Annotated in this window: 17 protein-coding genes; 9 read left to right on the forward strand and 8 right to left on the reverse strand. The window is 47.7% G+C overall.

Annotated features, from left to right (window positions below):
• Window positions 1-116: 116 nt before the first annotated feature.
• From STSP1_RS11760 to STSP1_RS11790, 7 genes are all read right to left on the reverse strand, one after another.
• Complete coding sequence (locus STSP1_RS11760; protein WP_077538799.1) at window positions 117-296, reverse strand: small basic protein; 180 nt, start codon at window positions 294-296, stop codon at window positions 117-119.
• 24 nt (window positions 297-320) lie between these two features.
• The gene (locus STSP1_RS11765) at window positions 321-1,034 is read right to left on the reverse strand and encodes a hypothetical protein (RefSeq protein ID WP_085756521.1); all 714 of its coding nucleotides are present in this window, start codon (window positions 1,032-1,034) and stop codon (window positions 321-323) included.
• A 4-nt stretch (window positions 1,035-1,038) separates the two neighbouring features.
• Window positions 1,039-1,575, reverse strand: coding sequence for a nitroreductase family protein (locus tag STSP1_RS11770; protein WP_085756522.1), 537 nt, complete (start codon window positions 1,573-1,575; stop codon window positions 1,039-1,041).
• A gap of 24 nt (window positions 1,576-1,599) precedes the next feature.
• Window positions 1,600-2,904, reverse strand: a complete 1,305-nt coding sequence (locus STSP1_RS11775) for a beta-ketoacyl-[acyl-carrier-protein] synthase family protein (RefSeq protein WP_085756523.1) — start codon at window positions 2,902-2,904, stop codon at window positions 1,600-1,602.
• Between the two features lies 1 nt (window position 2,905).
• On the reverse strand, window positions 2,906-4,213 hold the full coding sequence (locus tag STSP1_RS11780) for a beta-ketoacyl-[acyl-carrier-protein] synthase family protein (protein ID WP_161491725.1): 1,308 nt from the start codon (window positions 4,211-4,213) through the stop codon (window positions 2,906-2,908).
• A gap of 1 nt (window position 4,214) precedes the next feature.
• Window positions 4,215-4,700 carry a 3-hydroxyacyl-ACP dehydratase FabZ family protein gene (locus STSP1_RS11785; protein WP_085756525.1) on the reverse strand — a complete coding sequence of 162 codons (486 nt, stop codon included), beginning with the start codon at window positions 4,698-4,700 and terminating at the stop codon, window positions 4,215-4,217.
• Between the two features lie 369 nt (window positions 4,701-5,069).
• Window positions 5,070-5,558 carry a winged helix-turn-helix transcriptional regulator gene (locus tag STSP1_RS11790; protein WP_085756526.1) on the reverse strand — a complete coding sequence of 163 codons (489 nt, stop codon included), beginning with the start codon at window positions 5,556-5,558 and terminating at the stop codon, window positions 5,070-5,072.
• Between the two features lie 768 nt (window positions 5,559-6,326).
• Here STSP1_RS11790 and STSP1_RS11795 point away from each other — a divergent pair.
• On the forward strand, window positions 6,327-7,538 hold the full coding sequence (locus STSP1_RS11795; RefSeq protein WP_085756527.1) for a 6-phosphofructokinase: 1,212 nt from the start codon (window positions 6,327-6,329) through the stop codon (window positions 7,536-7,538).
• 91 nt (window positions 7,539-7,629) lie between these two features.
• Complete coding sequence (dnaA, locus tag STSP1_RS11800; RefSeq protein WP_161491726.1) at window positions 7,630-8,961, forward strand: chromosomal replication initiator protein DnaA; 1,332 nt, start codon at window positions 7,630-7,632, stop codon at window positions 8,959-8,961.
• Between the two features lie 5 nt (window positions 8,962-8,966).
• Here the strand turns inward: dnaA and mgtE are convergent, their stop codons facing one another.
• On the reverse strand, window positions 8,967-10,352 hold the full coding sequence (gene mgtE, locus STSP1_RS11805) for a magnesium transporter (RefSeq protein ID WP_085756529.1): 1,386 nt from the start codon (window positions 10,350-10,352) through the stop codon (window positions 8,967-8,969).
• Window positions 10,353-10,719: 367 nt separating this feature from the next.
• On the opposite strand from mgtE, the gene STSP1_RS11810 reads away from it, so the two are divergent.
• The 7 genes from STSP1_RS11810 (at window position 10,720) to STSP1_RS11840 (ending at window position 21,976) form a co-directional block, all read left to right on the forward strand.
• Window positions 10,720-12,672, forward strand: a complete 1,953-nt coding sequence (locus tag STSP1_RS11810; protein ID WP_085756530.1) for a glycoside hydrolase family 97 protein — start codon at window positions 10,720-10,722, stop codon at window positions 12,670-12,672.
• 52 nt (window positions 12,673-12,724) lie between these two features.
• On the forward strand, window positions 12,725-13,663 hold the full coding sequence (locus STSP1_RS11815) for a glycoside hydrolase family 43 protein (RefSeq protein ID WP_169712422.1): 939 nt from the start codon (window positions 12,725-12,727) through the stop codon (window positions 13,661-13,663).
• A 31-nt stretch (window positions 13,664-13,694) separates the two neighbouring features.
• On the forward strand, window positions 13,695-14,981 hold the full coding sequence (locus STSP1_RS11820) for an arabinan endo-1,5-alpha-L-arabinosidase (RefSeq protein WP_085756532.1): 1,287 nt from the start codon (window positions 13,695-13,697) through the stop codon (window positions 14,979-14,981).
• 119 nt (window positions 14,982-15,100) lie between these two features.
• A complete protein-coding gene (locus STSP1_RS11825) occupies window positions 15,101-15,619 on the forward strand; it encodes a sigma-70 family RNA polymerase sigma factor (RefSeq protein WP_085756533.1) in 519 nt (172 codons plus the stop codon).
• A gap of 4 nt (window positions 15,620-15,623) precedes the next feature.
• Complete coding sequence (locus STSP1_RS11830) at window positions 15,624-17,279, forward strand: NPCBM/NEW2 domain-containing protein (protein ID WP_085756534.1); 1,656 nt, start codon at window positions 15,624-15,626, stop codon at window positions 17,277-17,279.
• 136 nt (window positions 17,280-17,415) lie between these two features.
• The gene (locus tag STSP1_RS11835) at window positions 17,416-19,632 is read left to right on the forward strand and encodes a LamG-like jellyroll fold domain-containing protein (RefSeq protein ID WP_161491727.1); all 2,217 of its coding nucleotides are present in this window, start codon (window positions 17,416-17,418) and stop codon (window positions 19,630-19,632) included.
• Window positions 19,633-19,675: 43 nt separating this feature from the next.
• Window positions 19,676-21,976, forward strand: a complete 2,301-nt coding sequence (locus STSP1_RS11840; RefSeq protein ID WP_085756536.1) for a LamG domain-containing protein — start codon at window positions 19,676-19,678, stop codon at window positions 21,974-21,976.
• Window positions 21,977-22,013 lie beyond the last annotated feature (37 nt).

The following is a 22,013-nucleotide window of genomic DNA, read 5'->3' on the forward strand; positions in this document are numbered from 1 at the left end:
TGCTCCTTAAAATTTGGCTGAAATTTTTTCTGCGCACAGAAAAGCCGCTTTCCCGCTAAACAGAAAAACGGCGCCATTTACATAAGTAAGTGAAGGCTGAAAAATGCGATGAAGCTTCAGCCTTTCTTCTTGCCGGCTACAACTTTTCTGTTTGAAACTTTTGGAAGCCCAGTAACGAAGTCGCCTTTTTCCAGACGGCCTTCATCAATAAGCCTTTCAACTCTTTCTGCCCTTGAAAGAACATTTCTGTGTCTGTTGAGAGCATTAGACACCTTTAAAGAACGATCAACTGACATTTTCTTATCCTTATAATAAACGTTTTAATTCATTTTTTTGCCGTAAGCATCCTGAAAAGGCCTTGAGCTGAATCTCTCATAGCCTTCTGGCGCTTTGTATCCAAGGCCTATCTCTTTAATTTGCTCAAGATACTGCCTTCCTCTTGTGCCTTCAGAAAAGCCCTCGAATTTTCGCACTGTAACAAGAAAATACCGAGAGCCGGATTCAACTATCTTTAGCTGAATTCCGTTGGCCTCATAATACTTCATAACAGGCTGCAAGTCTCTCCTGCTGCCGTAAGAAGCTACCACGATCCTGTTTGAACCTTCCTGAGAAACTTCTTCCCCGGCAGGATTATCAGAATCGGACGGAGAATTATACGAATTTCCCTGCTCTTTGTCCAGCAGAGATTCAGAAATTGAATCATTTTTTGTGCCGCTTAGGCTTTCGTTTTGCCCCTCAGCCTCTTCGCTGCCTGCTTCAGCCATTTTCTCACTTGGACTTTCAGCCTGCTGAGAAGATTTTATATCTATCAGAGAAAACGCAATAAAAGCGGACAGAAAAACAACCGCTATTAGCCCTGAGAGGTAGAGAAAAAGCTTTCTATTAGACCTTTCCCCGCTGTTTTGGTTCGCCTTTTTCCCGATGTCTATTGGCTTGCCGGTTCTTATGTTTGCCGGCTTGCCGTCGTTCATCAGCGAACCCATACTCCCCCCGAGGGATTCATAAAGCGGTTTTTTATTTCTGTTGGCAGCCATTTTCTCAGCTTAAATCATAAGTGTTAAAAGAAGCTCTTTCGTTTATTCCCAGCTTCTCAGGGCCTTCGGGTTTCTCTGCAGGGTATCCAATAGGAAGGATAACTCTTGCAATCTTATTCTTCGGTATGCCCAGAATCTCGCACACCTTCTCATTCCTTCCCTCAACTCGGAGCCAGCCGTCAATCCATACTGAAGCAAGGCCGAATGAGGTTACTGCAAGAAGCATATTTTCCACTGCTGCTGCGCAGTCTTCCACCTGAAAATTCATATCTTTCAGAATAGGCTCAGGCTCTCTGTCTATCAGGCAAACTATATAAGCGGAAGCTGTATGGAAGGCCTTGCGTCCGCCGGAAATGGAAGCTATTTCTTTAACCTTCTCTTCATCATCTACAACTACAAACTGCGTAGTCTGCTCATTTTTACCTGAAGGAGCCAGTATGCCTGCCTCTACGATCTTTTCCAGCATATACCTGCTTACTTTCTCGTCGGTAAAATCTTTCCTGTAGCTGTGTCTTTTTTTGAAAGCTTCAAACAGATCCATATTTTCTCCTGTTATTAACCGCGATTATTCAAATTTTTTGAGCACCAGAACATCATTCTGGCCTCCAAAGCCGAAGGATTCGCTCATAACGCAATTGAGCTCCTTCTTTCTGGGCTTGTTTGGCACGTAATCAAGATCGAGCTCCGGATCTGGCTCGCCGTAATTGGCTGTTTGAGGGATTATTCCATCTCTAAGAGCCATTACGCAGGTTATCAGCTCCGCTGCACCTGCTGAGCCGATCAAATGTCCGAGCATACTCTTAACGCTGCTTACAGGTATTTTGTACGCCATCTCGCCGAAAACGTTCTTAATTGCCTTAGTTTCAATTCGGTCGTTCTCGCCTGTGCTTGTGCCGTGGGCATTGATGTATTCTATCTCCTCTTTGCCCACACCCGCATCCTTCAGAGCCTGCTCAATCGCCGCAGAACCCCCTCGTGCGTCCTCGTGCATATCAGTAACACGGAAGGCATCGCAGCTGCTGCCGTAGCCGGCTATCTCTGCGAGAATCTCCGCTCCGCGGCTCTTTGCTGATTCAAGCGTTTCCAGCACGAGTACTGCCGAGCCTTCACCTATTATAAATCCGTCTCTGTCTTTGGTAAAGGGGCGGGAGGCGGTATGTATATTGTCGTTCCTCTCTGAAAGGGCGGTGAGCTTGTTGAAACCCGTTACGCCCAGCGGATGAATCATCGAATGAGACCCCCCAGCTAACATAATATCCGCTCTTCCCCTTCTAAGCATAAGCGAGGCTTCGCCTATCGCCTGAGAGCTCGCTGCGCACGCTGTAAGACAGCTTCGCACAGGCCCTCTTGCACGAGTCATCAAGGATATATGCCCTGCAGGTATATTCGGCTGCTGCTCAATCTCACGAGGGCCGAGCATCATCTGATTGGTAATATTCGTCCATTTCTGCCAGTCTATCTCTCTTCCGCCTTCGCCCGCAGAGCCTGCTATCGCTGCAAAGAAGGTTTCATGGTCTATTGGCCCTTCGCCCGAGCCCATATATATACCGAGCCGGCTTCTGTCTATTGAGCTGTTCTCAGCGGCCTGTTCAATTTCGATTCCCGCCTGTCGGCAGGCCTGCGCAGTCGCTGCCAGGGCGAACTGTGTTGGGTTCAGGGCGTCTTTGTGTGCGCCGGTTTCGTTAATATAGTCTTCGAGACTGAAATCCTTTACTTCCGCAGCGAAAGTGGTGGGAAAGGTGGAGGCGTCAAACCTTGTTATATAATTGAAGCCGTCTTCGCCGTCCAGTATTGCTTTCCAAACTTTCTCTGCGCCGCAGCCCATAGGCGAAACAAGCCCGAGCCCTGTGATTACTATTCGTTTTCTCATATTATTCACCGCTCCTTTTCAAAACAGCTGCCGCAGTCTGCCCGCCGGGCGTGAAGCTGCAGCAGACGCAATAGCGGATTTCTTTCTCCTGAGTGTCTGCGGGAACGTTAAGTTCATCGGGCATCTGCTCTGCCAAATCGCCTGCGCCCGGAATAATTCCCTCGCTCAGAGCCTTTGCCCCAAGCACAAGATCTGCCCCAGAGGCAGCGTTGCCCATAAGCCCGAAATATTTCTTCCATGGGCAAACCGGTATTTCCGCAAGCGAACCTTCAAACACTGCCTTAAGCCCTTTCAGCTCTGCGAAGTCGTTTTCTTTTATCCCGCCTGCAGAGGGCACAATAAGGTCTATATCTTTCGGCTCTATCCCCGCCATCTTGATTGCGTTTTTGATTGCAGAGGCAAGGCCTTCCCCGCTTTCTTCAAGAGCTGAATAATTTTGGCTGAGGCTTGTGCTCTCTCCGAAGCCTGCAAGCTCTGCGTAAACCTTGGCTCCGCGTTTTTCTGCTCCAGTTTTCGTTTCGAGGATTGCCATCGCAGCGCCTTCGGAAAGCACTGTCCCGCTGGGCTGTGAGCTCAGCGGCCTTACTGCTGAGCCGGGGCGATCGTTGTCTTGCGTGTTCAGCCTGCCGAGCTTCATCGCACGCATGAGCGTTATCGGATGCACGGAGGCTTCTCCGCTGCCTGCTATCCCGTAATCTGCAAACCCAGATTCGATCGTTTCCGCTGTTTCTATAACAGACTGAATCCCTGAGCATTCGCCGGTTGTGATGTTGTTGCCCGGGCCTTGAATATCGTGAATAATTCCAATATGGCATGCAAGCATATTCGGCAGGTATTTCAGCAGCCAGAGCGGCGTGAGCTCTGCCATACCTTCCCTGCCCCATTTCTGCATATCAAATTTGCCGTCTTCAAGGCTCGCCGCCACAGAAGCCGCTATCTCCGGGATATCGCAGTTTATAAGCCCCGCACCAACGCCGATTGCCGTGCGTTTGGGATCTATTGCGGGTTCTGCTTCAATGCATTTGGTGCCCAGCCCGCTGGAGCGGAAGGCATCGTCCGCCGCCACAACAGCAAGCTGGATATCCCTGCTCATAAGCTTCGCAGCCTTGCGGTGGTATTTGGGCAGGTAGCTTCTCATTTTGAATTCTCCCGCCTCGCCGGCAATCCTGCACTGCATTGCCGAGGCATCAAAGGATTCGATCTCGCCCAATCCGCATTCGCCTGCAATAAGCTTCTCCCAGCTCTCCTCAAGGCTCAGCCCGAGAGGGCCGATAAGCCCGAGCCCTGTTAAAACGATTCTTTGTTCCATATCAGCTCTGCTCCAGTTTAACTCTGGCATGATAATCTCTCATCAGCCATTCGAACATCTCTGTAAACACGAAGTTTTCCTCTGGGAAACGCTTGTTCGACATATTGTTGTCCAGATGGCTGAACATCAGGTTGATCTCGGCGAGCAGATTGCCTTCCTTATACACCTTCCCCGCTGCGCTTGCCGCTTCCGGAGCAAACGATACAAGCTCTGCATGGTGTTCGATTGTCTCGCCCGGGCGGGCGTAATCATAGAATTCCGCCTTGTTCACCTTCGCTAGAATCACCTTCTCCTTGAAGCCGCCATGCTCGCCCACAAGCAGGCCTGCTGTCTGCGCCATCCCCTCTATCATAAGGCATTCCGGCATTACCGGAAAACCTTGGAAATGGTCGTGCAGATGTTCCTCGGCGAGCGATATATTTTTCACTGCTACGGCATTTTTGCCGCTGTTAAACTCTTTGAATTTGTCTATCCAAATCCACCGCATTTCGTTTCACCTGATTATACTTCTATTTTCCTTCGCGCAGCGGAAACTTCTGCCACCGCTTACAGAACCGTAATTGTAGCTAATGGATAAGATTATTCAACAGTCAGCTGTGAGGAGTGAAATGTGCGCGATATTGTCTTTTCGCAAAGCTTTTTTCAGCCACTAATCAGCACTAATTTTTCACTAATGATTTAAGATAAGTTTTTTTGATGGAGAAAGCCAATTTAAAATTAATATGAAATCTTTATCTAATCCTGTAAATCTTGTAAATCCTGTCTAATTTATCACATCTTCCTCCGTGAACCTCCGCTTGCTCTCCGCCTGCGGCGGAGAAATAAGTGGATAGCCAGTATCTACTTTAGACTGGCCTCAGCAATTACGGACTGAGCCGGCCGAATTTTCCCCCGAAGGCGAAGAACAAAGAGCCCCTCCGGAAGGCTCTTTTGTTCGAGACGCCGCCTTTTCTTTTTTATTTCTTTTATTTTTTAAATTATGTGTGTCAATCTGACACTTTTCAGTGACAGCCTGACACCCCTTAGTGACATTCTGACACGACTTAACGCCATCCTGACACGTGTCATTTTGTCGCTGTGTCAATCTGTCATACCTTGCAAGGCGGTTTTCTGCTGTGAATATGGTTCGATTGCTGCCGGATTTGTGGACTCTGATCAATCCCGAATTCTTGAGCTCCATCACAATCCTTATCAGAGTTCTCAGCGAGACGCCGCAGATTCCGGCGAGCTGGGCGTTGCTCATTCTGCAGCCCTTCGGCAGCCTTCCAGCGGCTAGCACGAGCTTCTCAGCACCGGTCAACGGCAGGTTCAAAATGTCTGAATCGATCTTGATATAGTCGATCATTTCCTTCTCCTCATTAACGAATTTTTCGATTTTCTGGCGGTTTAGGGCAGATCGGAAACGAGGCCAAAAAAACAGAATTTTCTCAATCTGCCATAGCCTATAAAATAAAAATGCCTCTCACCCTTGGCGGGAAGTTAAGGCTTTGCGCGAAAAATCCGGACTAAATGAATGGAGGCAATCCCATAAAACCCTGCGAGGGAATGAGTAAGAAAAATTGAAAAATTTTTGTTTTTCGCAGCTCTTGAGCTATGAGATTTTAAGCCGCTAATCGGCGCTGAGATTTATAAGCCACTGAGCAGCTCTAAGATACGCTAAGGTTTTTTAATGCGAGTTATATTAGCCGCTAATCAGCACTAATTTTTCACTAATGATTTTGCAACGAGCCATCCGCCGCAGGCGGACTCCACGCGCGGCTCTGATTGTCTTTAGTATTACGCAGCGATTTCACAAAACGAGATATTTAAACCGAGCCACGCATGTAGGCCCGCCGCAGGCGGGGCGAAATAAGTGGACAATAGACGTTCATCACAGACTGGCCGCAGCATTTACGGACTGAGCCAGCGGCTCGCAGCGTAATAATCCAGCGACTCGCAGAGGTGTCCGCCGTGGTGGGCCCGCTAGGATAGCGAAACGTTAAGAGCCAGCGGTAATTCGAAAAGGGCTTTTCAGCGGGATAAGATTTTGTATAATCCTGAGGTTGTCCTCTGCGGAGGTTTTCGGATTACAGTTTCTTTTTATTAACGATTATATTCAGGAAGGTATATACAAATGTCAGAAGCTCCAAAAGGAAATGCAATAGTAAGCCAGTCCGGCGGTCCTACAGGCGTGATAAATGCCTCGCTTGTCGGCGTAATAGAGGCTGCTCAGAAGAGCGAGAAAATCGAAAAGATCTACGGCGCAGTGCATGCGGTTGAAGGTATCGTGAAGAATGAGTTTGTTGATCTAACTGAAATAGACTATAACACTCTGGACATCGTTGCCTCTTCTCCCTCATCAGCCCTTGGCTCAAGCCGTGATAAGCCCGATGAGGAATACTGCAAGGAAATCCTCGAGATATGCAAGAAGAGAAACGCCGCATACTTCTACTATATCGGCGGCAACGACTCTGCCAACACCTGCAAAATCATCAACGAGCAGGCAGAAGCAGCGGGCTACAATATGCGTGCCTTCCATGTGCCGAAGACCATCGACAACGATCTTAGAACCACAGACCACTGCCCGGGCTACGGAACAGCAGCGAAGTTCGTTTCCTGCGCTCTTATGGGCGACGATCTGGACAACAGGGCTCTTCCTGGAGTTAAGATTGATGTTATTATGGGGCGCGATGCAGGCTGGCTCACCGCCGCTACTACCCTCGGTCAGAGGCGTGATGATGATGGTCCGCACCTTGTGTACGTTCCTGAGCGTCCTGTTTCAATCGAGAAGATGGTTGAGGATATCAAGGGCGTTTACAACAAGCTCGGCCGCTGCGTAGTTGCAGTGAGCGAGGGGATTAAGGATACCGACGGAACCACCTGGGCTAAAAAGCTTGCAGAGAATGCGGAAGTTGATTCGCACGGAAACGTTCAGCTCTCAGGCACCGGAGCCCTTGCAGACTTCCTCGCAGGAAAGATCAAAGCAGGCACAGGAATCAAACGTGTCCGCGCAGATACATTCGGCTATCTCCAGAGGTCTTTCGCAGGCCTTCAGAGCTCCACAGACGTAGCCGAGGCCCGCGAAACAGGCCGGAAGGCTGTAGAGTTCAGCATGGAATACCCCAGCGGCTCTGCTATTATGAAACGCACCGGAAACGGCGAGAACTACGGTGTGAAGTTCGAGAGAACAGAGCTGAGCAATGTTGCTGAGTTCACTAAAGACCTGCCCGACGAATACATCAACGCTGATGGTAATGGAGTAACCCCTGCATTCAAGGAATACGCTTCTCCGCTTTGCGGCGAGCTTCCGAAAACAGGTTATCTGGGCAATAACCCGAAAGTGTAAAGTAAATACCAAAAGGCGCAGCAGAGCTGCTGCGTCTTTTTCGTTTCAGTTTGAACAAGAGTTTAGAACGTCTGTTGTGAAAGGGCGCAAAGTGCCTCAGAATGCGGTTGATTTCAGCAGTATTATAGATGCTGCCAGAAAAGCAGATCCGGCTAATGCCCGGGGCTGGTATGAACAGCTCGAACTGGTGAGCTTTGAAGGCGGAACGCTGAAAGTAATGTGTCCAACGACGGCCATCGCAAATTTTCTCTCGTCAAACTGCACACATGCATTTACCGCTGCAGCACAGACTGTTACAGGCCATCTCTTGGGTGTGGAGTTTGTTTGTGATGATTTCGAAGAAGACTCCCCGCAGCAATACCAGCCGCAGCAGAATACTGCCAACCATGACATTCCGTACACCCTCCATCCGGACCTTACGTTCGATAATTTTGTGGTCGGCCAGTCCAACAGGCTCGCTCATGCAAGCTGTGTTGCGATAAGCAACTCGCTCGGAGTTACCTACAACCCGCTCTTCATCCACAGCAATGCGGGGCTCGGGAAAACACATCTTCTGCATGCGATATGTACGAATGTGGCCTCAAATACGCAAAACCTCAAGATCCGCTTTCTCACGTGCGAAGCTTTTGTGAGCAAGTTTGTGGAGGCAATTGAAAACGGCGATCTTCTCAAATTTCAGGAAACATTCAGAAACGTGGATATGCTGATCCTCGATGATGTTCAGTTCCTCAGCGACCGTGAGAGCAGTCAGGATGAATTCTTCCATACGTTTAATGCCCTGCACAGCCAGCGCAAGCAGATAGTTCTAAGCGCAGACCGTCCCCCAAGCGAGATCCCCTCGCTGGATGAAAGGCTCCTCAGCAGGTTCAAATGGGGACTTGTAGCGAGGATTGATAAACCCAGCTACGAAACGAGGCTTGCTATCGTTAAGAAAAAGGCGAGGGTTCGCGGTATAGAGATACCAGAGGACGTGGCCTCGGCGATCGCTTCAAAGATAACATCAAATATTCGTGAGATCGAGGGCGCCATCACCACCCTCGGAGCGATAGCCTATACAGACAATGCCGAAATAGACATCAGCCTTTGCAACGATATTCTCGGATGCAAGGAGGTTGAGCCGCAGTCTGTTTTGAGTTTTGCGGATGTGATTGAGGCTGTTGTGAAATATTTCAAGGTTAAGCAGAGCGATCTGAAGGGCAAATCAAGGCAGAAATCCATAGTTCGCCCGAGGCAGATTACGATGTATCTCGCTAGGCACAAAACAAAGATGAGCCTTGAAGAAATCGGCTACAAAATCGGCGGGAGAGACCACAGCACCGTAATGCATTCGATTGATAAAATCGCCAAGCTCAGCAGGGAGGATAAGCTCCTAAAACAGCAAATAAAAGATTTGGATAATCTTTTGGATGTTGCCAAGGGCTGAGAATTTCAGCCGAGAAACGCAAGCGTTGTGAACAGATAAATCGATACGCTTATTGAATCATTTGCAGTTGTAACCAGCGGACCTGAACTTATAGCGGGGTCTATTCCGATTTTCTTGAAAAGAAACGGCAAAAACAGCCCGAGAGTAGTTGATACCATCACCGAGGCAGACATCGCTATCCCGAAAGCTGCCGAAACCATCATATAATTCAACCCTGAGTCAGGGGTGTGATTGCCCAGCACGTCTGAGAGGCCGGTATATATCAGTCCGCCGATAACTCCGCAGGAAAGGGCTATAAGAAGGGCGATCCTCGCCTCCCTTATGAAAACCTGCCCCAGATTTAATGCTGCCATATGGCCTGTGGCGAGCCCGCATATAACCACTGCCGAAGTTTGAAGCCCTGCATTTCCGCTTATAGCTGCTATCATTGGTGCAAACGCGGCTGCAACGGTATATACCTCTGTATGCGAATTCTTGAAAAACAGCATCACAATCGCCGTTACGCCAGTGCCGATAAGGCAGGGGACAAGCCAAGTCATACGTATCCTCGCAGCCCTGAAAACGCTTGTATCGTAGAGTTCTTCGGCATCAGTACCAGCGATTGTGTATATATCCTCCGCAGCCTCTTCTTCTGCCACTTCCAGAACCCTGTCCGCTGTAATGCGACCTACGAGCACATTATTCCCGTCCACTACCGGAACAGCGATAAGGTCGTTTTTGCTGAAAATATTCTTGATTTCCTCCTGATCAAAAAACACGCTAACAGAAAGACTGTTTTCTTCGATCAGCTCTTCGATTTTCTGCTCCGGCTCTGCTGAAAGAAGGTTTCTGATTCTTACATCCCCAAGATAAACGCCTTCAATATCCACAACATAAACAGCGTAGAAGTCTTCATCGCTTTCCTGAATCTTGAGAAGCTCAATGGCTTCGTGTGCTGTAGAGCCTTTCGGGACTGAGAGAAAAAGCGGATCCATAATACCGCCCGCGGAATCATCCGAATACTGCATTAGATTCTTGATAGTCTCAGATTCATCGGGCTTCATTGTCCTGAGAAGGTGTTCGCTCGCGCTTGGAGGCAGCTCGCTCAGAATATCGGCCGCATCGTCCGGATCGAGCTCGTATATGAGGGTTTTCAGCTGGCGGACATTGAGCAGTTCATAGAGCTCTGCTCTTGTGGCCTCGTCGAGCTTTTCGAAAACCTCCGAAGCCTCTTCTTTGGGCAGGCACCCTAAAATTACGGCATTCCTGTCGCCTTCAAGCAGCTCCATAACTTCCGCGAGCCGGCTGGTTCGCTGCTGGTCGAGGAGGGTGCAGAGCATATCAATGTTGTTATTCTCTGTGAATTCGTTGATTTTTGAGATTAACTGCTTTGCCTTCAGTTCTTCAGCCATAATACTGCTCCCAGTTCCAAGCAAACGTGCGGATAGTTCTTAGCGGCAGTGCAGCCTGATTTTAGTTTCACGTGTTCAGCCCGCTTACTCGCCGGAAGCATAATGTTACATATACCCGGCAATACTTCAAAGCTTTTCTGTTGCTGAAGGTTGTTATTCAGGCTAATTTGAGTTTGCAGGGCTGAATATCTGCAGGAATATTTTCTGGAATTAACGATGAAACCTTTCAATTACATTAAAAATAAGCTGAGTTTTGAACAGATTATACAACGCAAAATGGTTTTCTTTTAACGCAAAATGGTCTTAAACCTCTTCGTCTTTTTTTTATGATTTAGTAAACTGCCAGCATTTTTAATGGAGAATTTTAATGACAAGAAAGAGTGTTATTACGGCTTTGCTGATTCACTTGTCCTTTTCTTCCGCTGTCTTTTCGGCAGAGCGGCTTTCCAGCCCGGACGGAAAATTGGACATTTCTTTTTCTTTAAACGATAAAGGGGCTGCGTGTTATACCGTTGAATATGCGGGGAAAGAAGTGTTAGAGCCCTCTGAATTTGGCATTCTATGCGAAGGTCAGCCTTTCTATTCTGATTTCAAGCTTGAATCTGCGAGCGGGGTTCAAGAGGTTTCCCAGCAATACCAGATGCTTCACGGCAAACAAAAAAACTGCACCTACAAAGCAAACAGAAGGCTATTCACTCTCGCCAATAAGGAAGGTAAAGTTCTTAAACTTGTATTTCAGGTTTCAAATGATTCAGTGGCCTTCAGGTATATCCTGCCGGAAGCGGAAGGTTCTTACGCTGTGGTAAATAAAGAAAATACAAGCTTTAATTTCCCTTCTGACACCCTTAGCTGGCTGCATCCGATGGCAGAGGCCAAAACAGGCTGGGAGAAAACTCAGCCTTCATACGAAGAACATTATGCCGCCGGAAGACCGGTGGGGGAGGATTCCAAGTATGGTCAGGGCTGGTGTATGCCAGGCCTTTTCAAAACTGCCGATGATAATTGGGCATTAGTTTGCGAGACAGACGTATATAGCGGCTACTGTGCAGCGAGGTTGCTGAAGGCAGATGATAATGGGGCGTATAAGATTGGCTTTCCCCAGCCTGAAGAACACAGAGGCATTGAAGATTCTGTATATCCGAGGCAAGAGCTCCCTCTTAAAACACCATGGCGGGTGATTATTGTAGGCGATGAGCTAGGGGATATTGTGGAGTCAACTGCTGTTGCGGATCTTGCCTCTCCAAGCAGGATTGAGGATACCGGATTTATAAAGCCCGGCCGAGCCGCCTGGCACTGGCTGCGCTATGCAGACTCCAGCTCTAATCTTGAATATGCAAATTCATTTCTTGATTTTGCTGAAAAGATGGGTTGGGAGTATATGCTTATAGATTGCTACTGGGATAATAACATCGGCAGAGAAAAGATGGAAGAGTTTGCGAGAAAAGCAAAATCAAGGGGGGTGAAGGTAATCCTTTGGTACAATTCAAACGGCTTCTGGAATGATGCTCCTATGACCCCGAAGCACAAAATGCATACCAGTTCTGCAAGGCGAAGAGAGTTTGCATGGCTCAAGGAAATAGGAGCTGCAGGCGTTAAGATTGATTTCTTCGGCGGCGATAAACAGGCCACGATGAAGCTCTATCAGGAGATCCTTGAAGACGCTGCCGATTTTGAGATTATGGTTAATTTTCACGGAGCGACTGTTCCCCGCGGCTGGCACCGCACCTACCCGAATATGCTCACCCTTGAATCTGTTAAGGGCATGGAATACTGCACATTTAATCAGGAAAACGCAGACGCTCAGCCGCAGCACTCCTGCATACTGCCATTCACTCGAAATGTTGTTGGGCCTATGGATTTTACGCCGGTTGTATTCAATCCGGAGATTCGCTCTGTGCAGCTGAAAACCACTCTGGGCTTCGAGCTTGCCCTCTCGGTTGTGTTCGAATCCGGCATACAGCATTTTGGGCTTGTGCCGGAAGAATATGATTTGATGCCCGATTACGTTGTTTCTTACCTGCGGGAGGTGCCTGTAAGCTGGGATGAAACTAATTTCATCAAGGGCTATCCGGGCAGGCTCGCTGTAATAGCCCGCAAAAAGGGCCAGAGCTGGTATATAGGCGGAATAAATGGAGAAGCTGAAAAGAAAAACATAAGCATTGACTTATCGTTTATTGATAATCTCGAAGATAAATCAATCAAAATCATAACAGACGGCAAGAATCGAAGCTTTGAATACAGGCAATTATTCGGCAAAAAAATGAAGTCATTAAATGTTAAACTCAAAGCCAACGGCGGTTTCACGGCAGTGTTAGAATAATTATCCTTAAAATATACAAGAGGTAGATATGGTTAGAAGTAGAGAAAAAGTTATGTTCAGATTCATTCTGCTTATCACTGCGGCTTATGGCTCTTTGCTTTTTGCAGATAATCCGATAATTACAGAGAAATACACCGCAGACCCCTCTGCCTTAGTCCATGACGGGAAGGTTTACCTGTACGCAGGCCACGATGAATGTCCGTCAGGAGAGCACAGGTATGTGCTGAATGAGTGGCTCTGCTTCTCTTCAGATGATCTGGTGAACTGGAAAGAGCATCCTGTACCTTTGAAGGCAAACGATTTTGACTGGGCCAGAGGAGATGCTTGGGCATCAGAGGTTGTTCAAAGGGACGGGAAGTTCTACTGGTATGTAACGGTTTCTCACAAAAAGATTCACGGCAAGGCGATTGGTGTTGCCGTTTCAGACAAACCGACAGGACCTTTCAAAGACACGCGGGGTTCGGCTCTGATTACTAACGATATGACCACAGATATTAAGATCTCGTGGGATGATATAGACCCGACTGTATTCGTTGATGACAGCGGACAGGCGTATATGTACTGGGGGAATACGAAGTGCCGCTGGATTAAGCTTAAAGACAATATGATCGAAACAGAAGGAAAAATTCATACGGTTGAAGGTCTGCCGCACTTTACCGAAGCCCCTTGGATACACAAACGGGGCGAATGGTATTATCTTTCCTACGCATATCAGTTCCCCGAGAAAACCGCCTACGCTATGAGCAAATCGATAGAAGGGCCTTGGGAGTACAAGGGTATTCTCAACGAGCTTGCCGGTAACTGCAATACAAATCATCAGGCTATTATAAGCTTCAAGGGCAAAGACTATTTCTTCTACCATACCGGCGGAATCCCCACAAATGGCGGGAGTTTCCGAAGGTCTGTATGCATTGATTATCTCAACTACAATCCCGACGGCACGATGAAAAGAGTGCGGATGACTACAGAAGGGGTTGAACCAGCAAAATGAATTTCATAGAATTATTTTAAAGGAGCATAAAATGAAAAGGTTAGCTTTATATTTGGTTGTTGCTGTGGTTGCTGCAGCAGGGAATTTGTATGCAAAAGAAGGCGTGTTGCAGGGAATGCCCGACCCGGCAGTAATCTCAGACGGGCAAGGTTCATACTATATCTTCGCAACGGGGAAAGGGCTTCCGATTTATCACTCCAATGATCTTGTGGAATGGCAGAAGGTGGGCACTGTGTTTGACAAACCCGTTCCTGCATGGTCAAAAAAGGCAATCCCGCAGACTGAAGGGATATGGGCTCCAGATATTGTGAAGCTCAACGATAAATACTACGTTTATTACAGTGTTTCATCATTCGGCAGCCAGCGGTCTGTGATTGGCGTGGCCAGAAGCGAGGCTCTGAATCCTGATTCATCCGACTACGGCTGGGAAGATCTTGGGCTTGTGATAGACTCCCATCCGGGAAAAGATGATTTCAATGCTATAGACCCTGCTGCCTTTCAGCAGGAAGACGGCAGAGCGTTTATGGTTTGGGGTTCGTTCTGGGGCGGGATCAAGGGTATTGAGATAGACCCCGATACAGGCAAACCGCTTGAGGATAATCCCGAGATCACCACAGTGGCAGCAAGGCCGGACACTCCGGAGATCCCCAACACACCCTCCCATGCGATTGAAGGGGCTTATATGGTGAAGCATAAAGGTATGTATTATATGTTTGTATCGTGGGGGCTATGCTGCGATGGAGCGGAGAGCACATACAGAGTTATGGTTGGGCGGTCGGAAAAACCGCTCGGGCCGTATTTTGATTACGACGGCAAGCAGCTCGCTGAAGGCGGCGGAACTCTCGTTCTTGCAAACAACGACCACTGGCGCGGGCCGGGTCATAATTCCGTGCTTACCACTGAGAAGGGCAGCTGGATGGTTCATCATACATACGATACTTTCCAGCTTGAAAAGCAGAGAATCCTGCAGATTCGCCCGATTTACTGGTGCAAAAGCGGATGGCCTGTTGTTGGGGAGCCGCTGAGCGAGGATAATCCTAAAACTACAAAAGAAGCCAGTCCGTCCCCGGATGATATTATCGGAAGCTGGAGAATGAGCATCAATTACGGCCGGCAGAAGATATACGATTTCCTTCCGGGCGGAAGCATTGCAAACTATGACGATGCGAGCTGGCAGCTTTCAGGGAACATTATCAAAATTAGCTGGCCTTCTGAATATGAGGCTTTAGACAGGTGCATAGTTGAGATGTCCGGAGATTCATTTATCGGCCGAAATCAGTACGGCGATGTAATCCGCGGCATGCAGCTGGAGCATTAAATTATTTGAATGAATGTACGGAAATTTATTCAAAATGGTTGAATTTTTAATTTTTTTAAATTATTTGTCTTAATTTGCTTTTGTGGAGAAACTTAACTACAGAAGATTAAGGGCAGTATATGAAAACGGAATGCAAAAAGACAAGCGATGATTTCCTTGATTTGCTCATACCAAATCAGGTGCGGATATATGCTTACATCCTCAGTATGGTTAGAAATTACCACGATGCGGACGATGTTCTGCAGGATACAGTGAAGACCATGTTCGAAAAGTATGAGGATTCTAAGCCGATAGACAATTTTGTGGCATGGGGGATTCAGATTGCTTATTTTAAGATACTGGATTTTAGAAAGAAAAAGGCCAATACCCGTGTGCAGTATGATCAGCAGCTTTTTGACAAATTTTCTGATATGGTAGAGCAGAATCAGACGAAAGATGAGGGGATGGAAAGGCTTGAAAACTGCATAAGAAAGCTCAATTCCCGTTCAAGGAAAATGGTGGAGCTGAGATACTATCAGGATTTCAAGCCAAGGCAGATTTCATCTCTTCTTGGTTTGTCAGTAACGAATGTGTATAAGATTATGAGCAGAATACACGGCAAGCTGCTTGCTTGTTTGAAGGCTGCTCCAGCAGATTAAAGATATGAATAAATACCTGAAAAGTGAAATTGATCAGCTTCTGTATTTAGCTCTGGAAGACAAAGCCTCCCCTGAGCAGGCAGAGCGCCTAAACAGTCTTATGGCCGGCAGCGAAGAGGTGATGAGCTATGTTGCTGATTATTATTCGCTTGCTGCACGCTTAAAAAAAAGCAATGCGATTGCTTTGGCTTCCTTGAACAGCCCTGAAGAAACGAATGAGCTGTTCAACGTGCTTGAGGAGCTTGCAGCGCAGGAGCAGCTCGCCCCGAAGGTTGAGCATTGCAGGGAATGTGAATGCAGGACAAAGGAAAATCCCGAAAAATTTAAGCCGGTAGCAGGGGCTCAGAGAGTGAATAAATTTATGCTCGTCTCAACAGCCGCATCTGTTGCTGCTCTTTTGCTGATAATTTTGTACGCCCAGCTTTTACCTGCAAAGCAGCCGGTGGCGAAACTGAAGGACTCTATCAACGCGGAATGGCAGGGCTCACGCCGAAATTTTGAGACAGGCGATGTGTTTACTAATTCAGCAGAACCGATAATTCTCAAAGAAGGCTATGCTGAGATTGAATTTGATTACGGGGCATCAGTGGTGATTGAAGCGCCGAGCGAATTTTACTGCAAATCGGATAATCAGATCTACATCGAATCCGGCAGCCTCTATGCCAGAGTGCCCTCGGAGGCGGTTGGGTTCACCGTTGATACCGCAACCTCAAGGATCGTAGATTTAGGCACGGAATTCGGGGTTCAGGCAGTCGGCGACACGCAGCTTCACGTACACAAGGGCAGAACAAGGCTTCTCGCAGGCGAAAAAAACAGCAGGCAAACTTTTTCTGTCGTCCAGGGCCATGCCAAAAGGGTGGTGTCATCTTTTGGTAAGGTTAAGGATATTGAGCTTAGCAGGGATATGTTTGTAAAGCAGATCAATTCCAAAACAAACCTGATTCGCAGGGGACAGGATTATGTGGGTATGGCGGATTTGGTTTCCGGCGGTAACGGTTTCGGTACGGGCATTGAAGGTGTTGAGCTGAATCCGGTAAAAGCGGAGTTTGATGCTGAAATTTTGGCAAAAGACCGAACTTCAGACAACAAATTCAGGAGCGTGGAAAGTCCGTTCATTGATGGGGTGTTTGTTCCGAATGGAACTAAGAGCCAGATTATTTCTTCTTCCGGTCATCTCTTCAAAGAGTGCCCTGAAACTATGGGAAATTACTACGTGGGGATAACTGAACACTTAAACCTCCTTGACGGCCGGCCTATTGAATTGGACGGCGTTGATTACGGAAAAAGCGATAATTCTTCTATATTTATGCACGCCAACATCGGGATAACCTTCGATCTTGACGCCCTGCGCAGTCAGCTTAAGGGGGCAGAGATTGAATCGTTCAGCTCTGAAATAGGAATTTGCAATTCGTCATGGCAGCAGTGCAACGCAGATTTCTGGGTGCTGATAGACGGCGAGCTCAAATACAGCAAAACAAACGTTACAACAAAAGGTGCAGTTGATTCTTTGAACATCAAAATAAATCCTGAAAACCGCTTCCTCACAATCGTTACCACCGACGGGGGTGACCCGGAGGTAGTGTATAGAGAAGGTGAGCCGATTTACAGCATCCAAAGCGACTGGTGTATTTTTGCAGAACCGAAGATATTTTTAGAATAAATAAATTTTGAAAGAGAGGTGCTTAACGGTAAATGTTTAGTAAAAGAGAAAAGGTTATGAACAAAATGGCGGATGTCCTTTTGGTGGATATTCGGAAAAGTAAAAATTATATGTTATGTTTTTAGGAGATTCTATTGTGAACAGATTAAACTTAATTCTAATGATCTTGCTGGCACTTATAGTGTCAACAAAGTCATCAGCAGCAGTGAATCACCGCTACACCTTCAACGAAAATGCTGATGATGTGGTCGGTGGTCTTACCAGCACCCTTGTAGGGGATGCTTATGTATCCGGCGGCGAGCTGCTTTTAGACGGTACAGACGACTGGCTTGAGATGGATGCAGCAGGCATTGCTGCAAACACCTATTCAGAGCTAACTATGGAGATGTGGTACACTCCGACAGCCGGCGGGAACACAGGCTACACAATACTTTCATATCTGGGCGGTAATAATCCTGATTCTACATGGATGGGCATAAATTACTTCTTTATGTCGTCAGCCCGGGAAGATGATGTAAGCAGGGCAGCTATCTGTACTAACAACACAGGCGACCCATGGGCTACGGAAACCGGTGTGAACGGTACGGAATATGATGACGGCGTCGAGCATCATATGATTGCCTCTGTGGACGATGAGCAGATTTATTTCTATCTTGATGGAGAGATGGTTGGAACGGCTGAGCTTTCCGAAGACAACAATCTCAGCGATATTTCAAATGAGCTTGCCTATCTTGGCAAAGGCGGATATCTGAACGACCCCGAATGGTACGGCTCTATAAATGAATTCCGCATTTACGACAAGGTGCTCAATCCGAATGAAGCAGCTTATACAAACCTCACAGGGCCTGAGAGCCTTGCGGGTATTGTGATCAGAAGCTCTGTGCCTGAATACGGCCAAGATCTGGTTCCTCTGGATCAGACTCTCACATGGACCCCGGAATCTTCAGTTACAGTTGACCACTATAACGTATATTTCGGTGATGACCCGAATATCGCAGATCCAGCAATCAGCGACGTATCTTCATACGACCAGCTCGGTTCAACCGCAGGTAAGAACCTTGCAACGGCTCAGTACACTCCTTACAACGACATCACAATCGAAAACTCTACGGATTACTATTGGAGAATTGATACGGTAGCAGCGGATTCAACGGTGTATCAAGGTGCGGGAAGAATGTACACTACTGTACCTGCTTCTCCTGTGCTGAGTGATGTTTCGCCGCAGTATCAGCTTGCTGCCAGCGACGGAAGCGAAGATGCAGTGTTCTCTGTTACGGAAATGAGCGATGTTGAAGGCGTGAGCTATCAGTGGTATAAAGTTGGCGAAACTGAAGATGTTATGCTCTCTGATGACACGGTGTACAGCGGCACATCCACAGATACTCTTACAATAACTGGTGTTACACCTGCTGAAGAAGGCTACTACTACTGCACTGCGGAGAATTATGCCGGTTCTGATACAAGTGAAGAAGCTCCCGGACGCCTTGTTACACGCAGGCTCGTTCACCATTATCCGCTCGAAACAATCAATATCGACGGGGAAACCAGAACTTCTCCGGATGTCGCTGGCGGGGCAGATATGTCTATCCTCAGCGAGGCAAATGATTCAGACGACGGACTCGACTTCCCTGTAACAGATCCGAACGTGGTTAATGCTAATATTGGTCAGTACAGCGTTTACTTCAACAACAGCGACAGCGAAGACCCGAACAACGCATACGGACAGTATGCAACGCTTCCGGAAGGCATTGCAAACTATGAAGATATTACCATTTCTGCATGGGTTTACCGCAACGGAGGCGATGAATGGCAGCGTATTTTCGGATTTGGAAATGACACCTCCACCTATATGTATATGTCTCCTGATGCCGGAGGGGATCCCGGAGTTCGTTTTGTAATTAATGACGGCACAAGCGAGGCGGTTATGGAAACCTCAACCTGGATTACTTCAGGCCAGTGGCATCATGTTGCCGTAACACTCGGCGGAGATACCGGCAGACTGTATCTTGATGGTGAACAGGTTGTGATGAATGAATCTATGGCTCCTAATCCAAATACATTCAATCCATCTAATAATCTCATCGGCGACAGCCAGTGGGAAGCTGATCCGTACTACAACGGCCTCATGGACGATTTCAGGATCTATTCCTACGCGCTCACTCCAACAGAGATCGCTCAGCTTTACACAGACATAAAAACTGATGAGTATATTTGTGTTTCTGATGAGAACAATCCGATCAGCTACGATGTAAACGGCGACTGCCGAGTGGATCTAACTGATATGATAGAAGTTATGAGTGCATGGCTGGATTGCGGACGTATTAGCGAAGACGCTTGTTCTTGGTCTTACTAATGCTGGTTAAATTAACGTTAATAATATAACAGGAGAGCTTGTTATGAGAAATATGAAAATTACATTATTGATTACATTGGCAATGGTTATAGCACTGCCTGTATCGGCAGCAACGATTGCCCATTGGGATTTTGAAGACGGCGTTGCCGGCGAGCCTTTCACGCCGGAAGGCGTTGCCAGCGGCTCCGGTTATTCTGCCGATTTAGTCGCCGGCTATCCTATGTACGGCTGGGACAGCTATTATGGCGCGTCCTATTCTGATCTAACACCTTCTGGTGAAGGCCTCAGTATGAACGTTGATGCCAATCATCAGGACGGCTATGCAGGAGCCGAGGCGCTCACTACTTGGTCGCCAAGCGTATGGACTATAGAAGTAGCAGTTTATCTTGAAGAGATGGACGGCTGGGATACTATTATCGGAAGAGACGGCTCTGCTGCTGGGAATGCGGCCTCAGATTTCTATCTTTCAAACGACGGCGAAGACGATACTTTCCGCATTGATTTTATGACCGTTGGCGGCGAGCGTTGGGTATTAGACAGCGATTTTGTTCCGGTTATAAATCAGTGGTACAGGATTGCAGTTACCAGTGACGGTGAGACTGTGAATATGTACTGCGACAAAATGGACGGTGAGGGATTTGTAAACGTGGGCACGCTTGATATTTCCTCTCAGAGCGTAGCTGATAACGCACTTGCTCAAAGCGGATTCAACTGGACGTTCGGCCGCGGCTGGTACGGTGGCAATTTCGTTGACCATATTGATGGGTACCTTGATGATATCAGGTTCAGCGACGAAGTGCTGGATACAACCGAATTTCTCGGAGCTGATCTCTCTGCATACGAGCCTGATCCTCAGCCTTATCATCCTGAGGATGGAACTGTCGGAAATATCCACGGCGACAAGGCTTCTTTAAGCTTTAATTTCAAAGCCGGCCCTGGTAAGGAAACTGCAGTTAATCCTGATATCCTCGTTCACTACATCTACCACACTAAGGGCGACGGCAGCGGCGATATGATCGAAACTCCATACACCGTTACTCACTCAGATTACAGCGATCCGAACGTTTCATACGGGCCGCTGCTTCTTGAGCAGGGAACAGAGTATGAGTGGTATGTGGAAGAAGGTCTTGATGACGGCAGCGGCAATCCTAAACCCGCCGGAGATCCGAACAATTACTACAGCCCAACGTGGAGCTTCACTACTGTGTCTCACAAGCCGGGTTTCGTAAGCGGTCCTGAAAATACAGTTGCAGATGAGAACGGAAACTGTTCTTTGACTGTAGAAGGAACTCTCACAGCCGAGACATACCAGTGGTTTGACGGCGAGACAGATACCCCGCTCTCTGATGGCGGAATTTATTCCGGCACTACCACCCAGACGCTTACAATCACTGGGGGTACTATCGATGACGAAGGCGAGGTTTACTGCGTCTGCTACAACGGCGACACATCCTCCGATCCGGTTTACGCAAGATGGTATATGCCGCGTCTGATAGGGCACTGGAAGTTCGACGGAAACCTTGAAGATTCTGTGAATGATGTTTATCCGAGCGTTCCTTCCAACGACGGCGTTCTTACTGTGCACGATTCAATTGCAGGACCGGGCGATCCGAACTATGCAAGCACTGAAGGACAGACAGCCATCGACGGTGATGCCGCATGGTTCTTCAACGACGGCGACTTTGTTGAGATTCCAAATCAGGACTACTACAACTTCTACCATGATGGATTCACTTTCAGCTGCTGGTATAAGATGGATGAAACTGCCGGCTGGACACATCCGATAATAAGGCTTGAGACGGGTAATTCATCAGTTTCCGGATTCCTTTTCGGAATCGATACGGGTAACCGCCAAGACTGCAGGTTCATTATAGAAAACGCTCTGGGCTGGCCCGGGCTCAATTCTGATAATGCAGATGATCCTGTAGCCTATAACGATGGTGAGTGGCATATGATGACAGCAGCCTACGATCCAGATGATGGAACAGCAAAACTCTACGCAGACGGTGCTTTCGTAGAAGAAACCGGCGTTGATATGAGCTCGCTGGGCTATCCTGATGCGCCAATAAGAATTGGCGGCTCCAACCTCGATGGCAACCCTGCCATTCAAGGCGGTGTTGATGATGTAAGAATCTACAGCTATGCACTGAGCGATGAAGAAGTTGCTGATCTGTACGTAGATTTCAAACCGGATGAGTATGTGTGCATTGCTCCGGAAGGAAGCGACCTGGACACATACGACCTGAACGGCGATTGCCGCGTTAACATTAGTGATTTTGCTCTTGTAGCTCTCGACTGGCTCAAATGCAGCAGAGTTCCATATTCTGCCTGCGACTGGGAATAGAGAAAACTGAGCTAAAAACTCAAATTCACAATCCAAG

Origin of the sequence: Sedimentisphaera salicampi, assembly GCF_002117005.1 — a bacterium.
Classification (GTDB): Bacteria; Planctomycetota; Phycisphaerae; order Sedimentisphaerales; family Sedimentisphaeraceae; genus Sedimentisphaera; species Sedimentisphaera salicampi.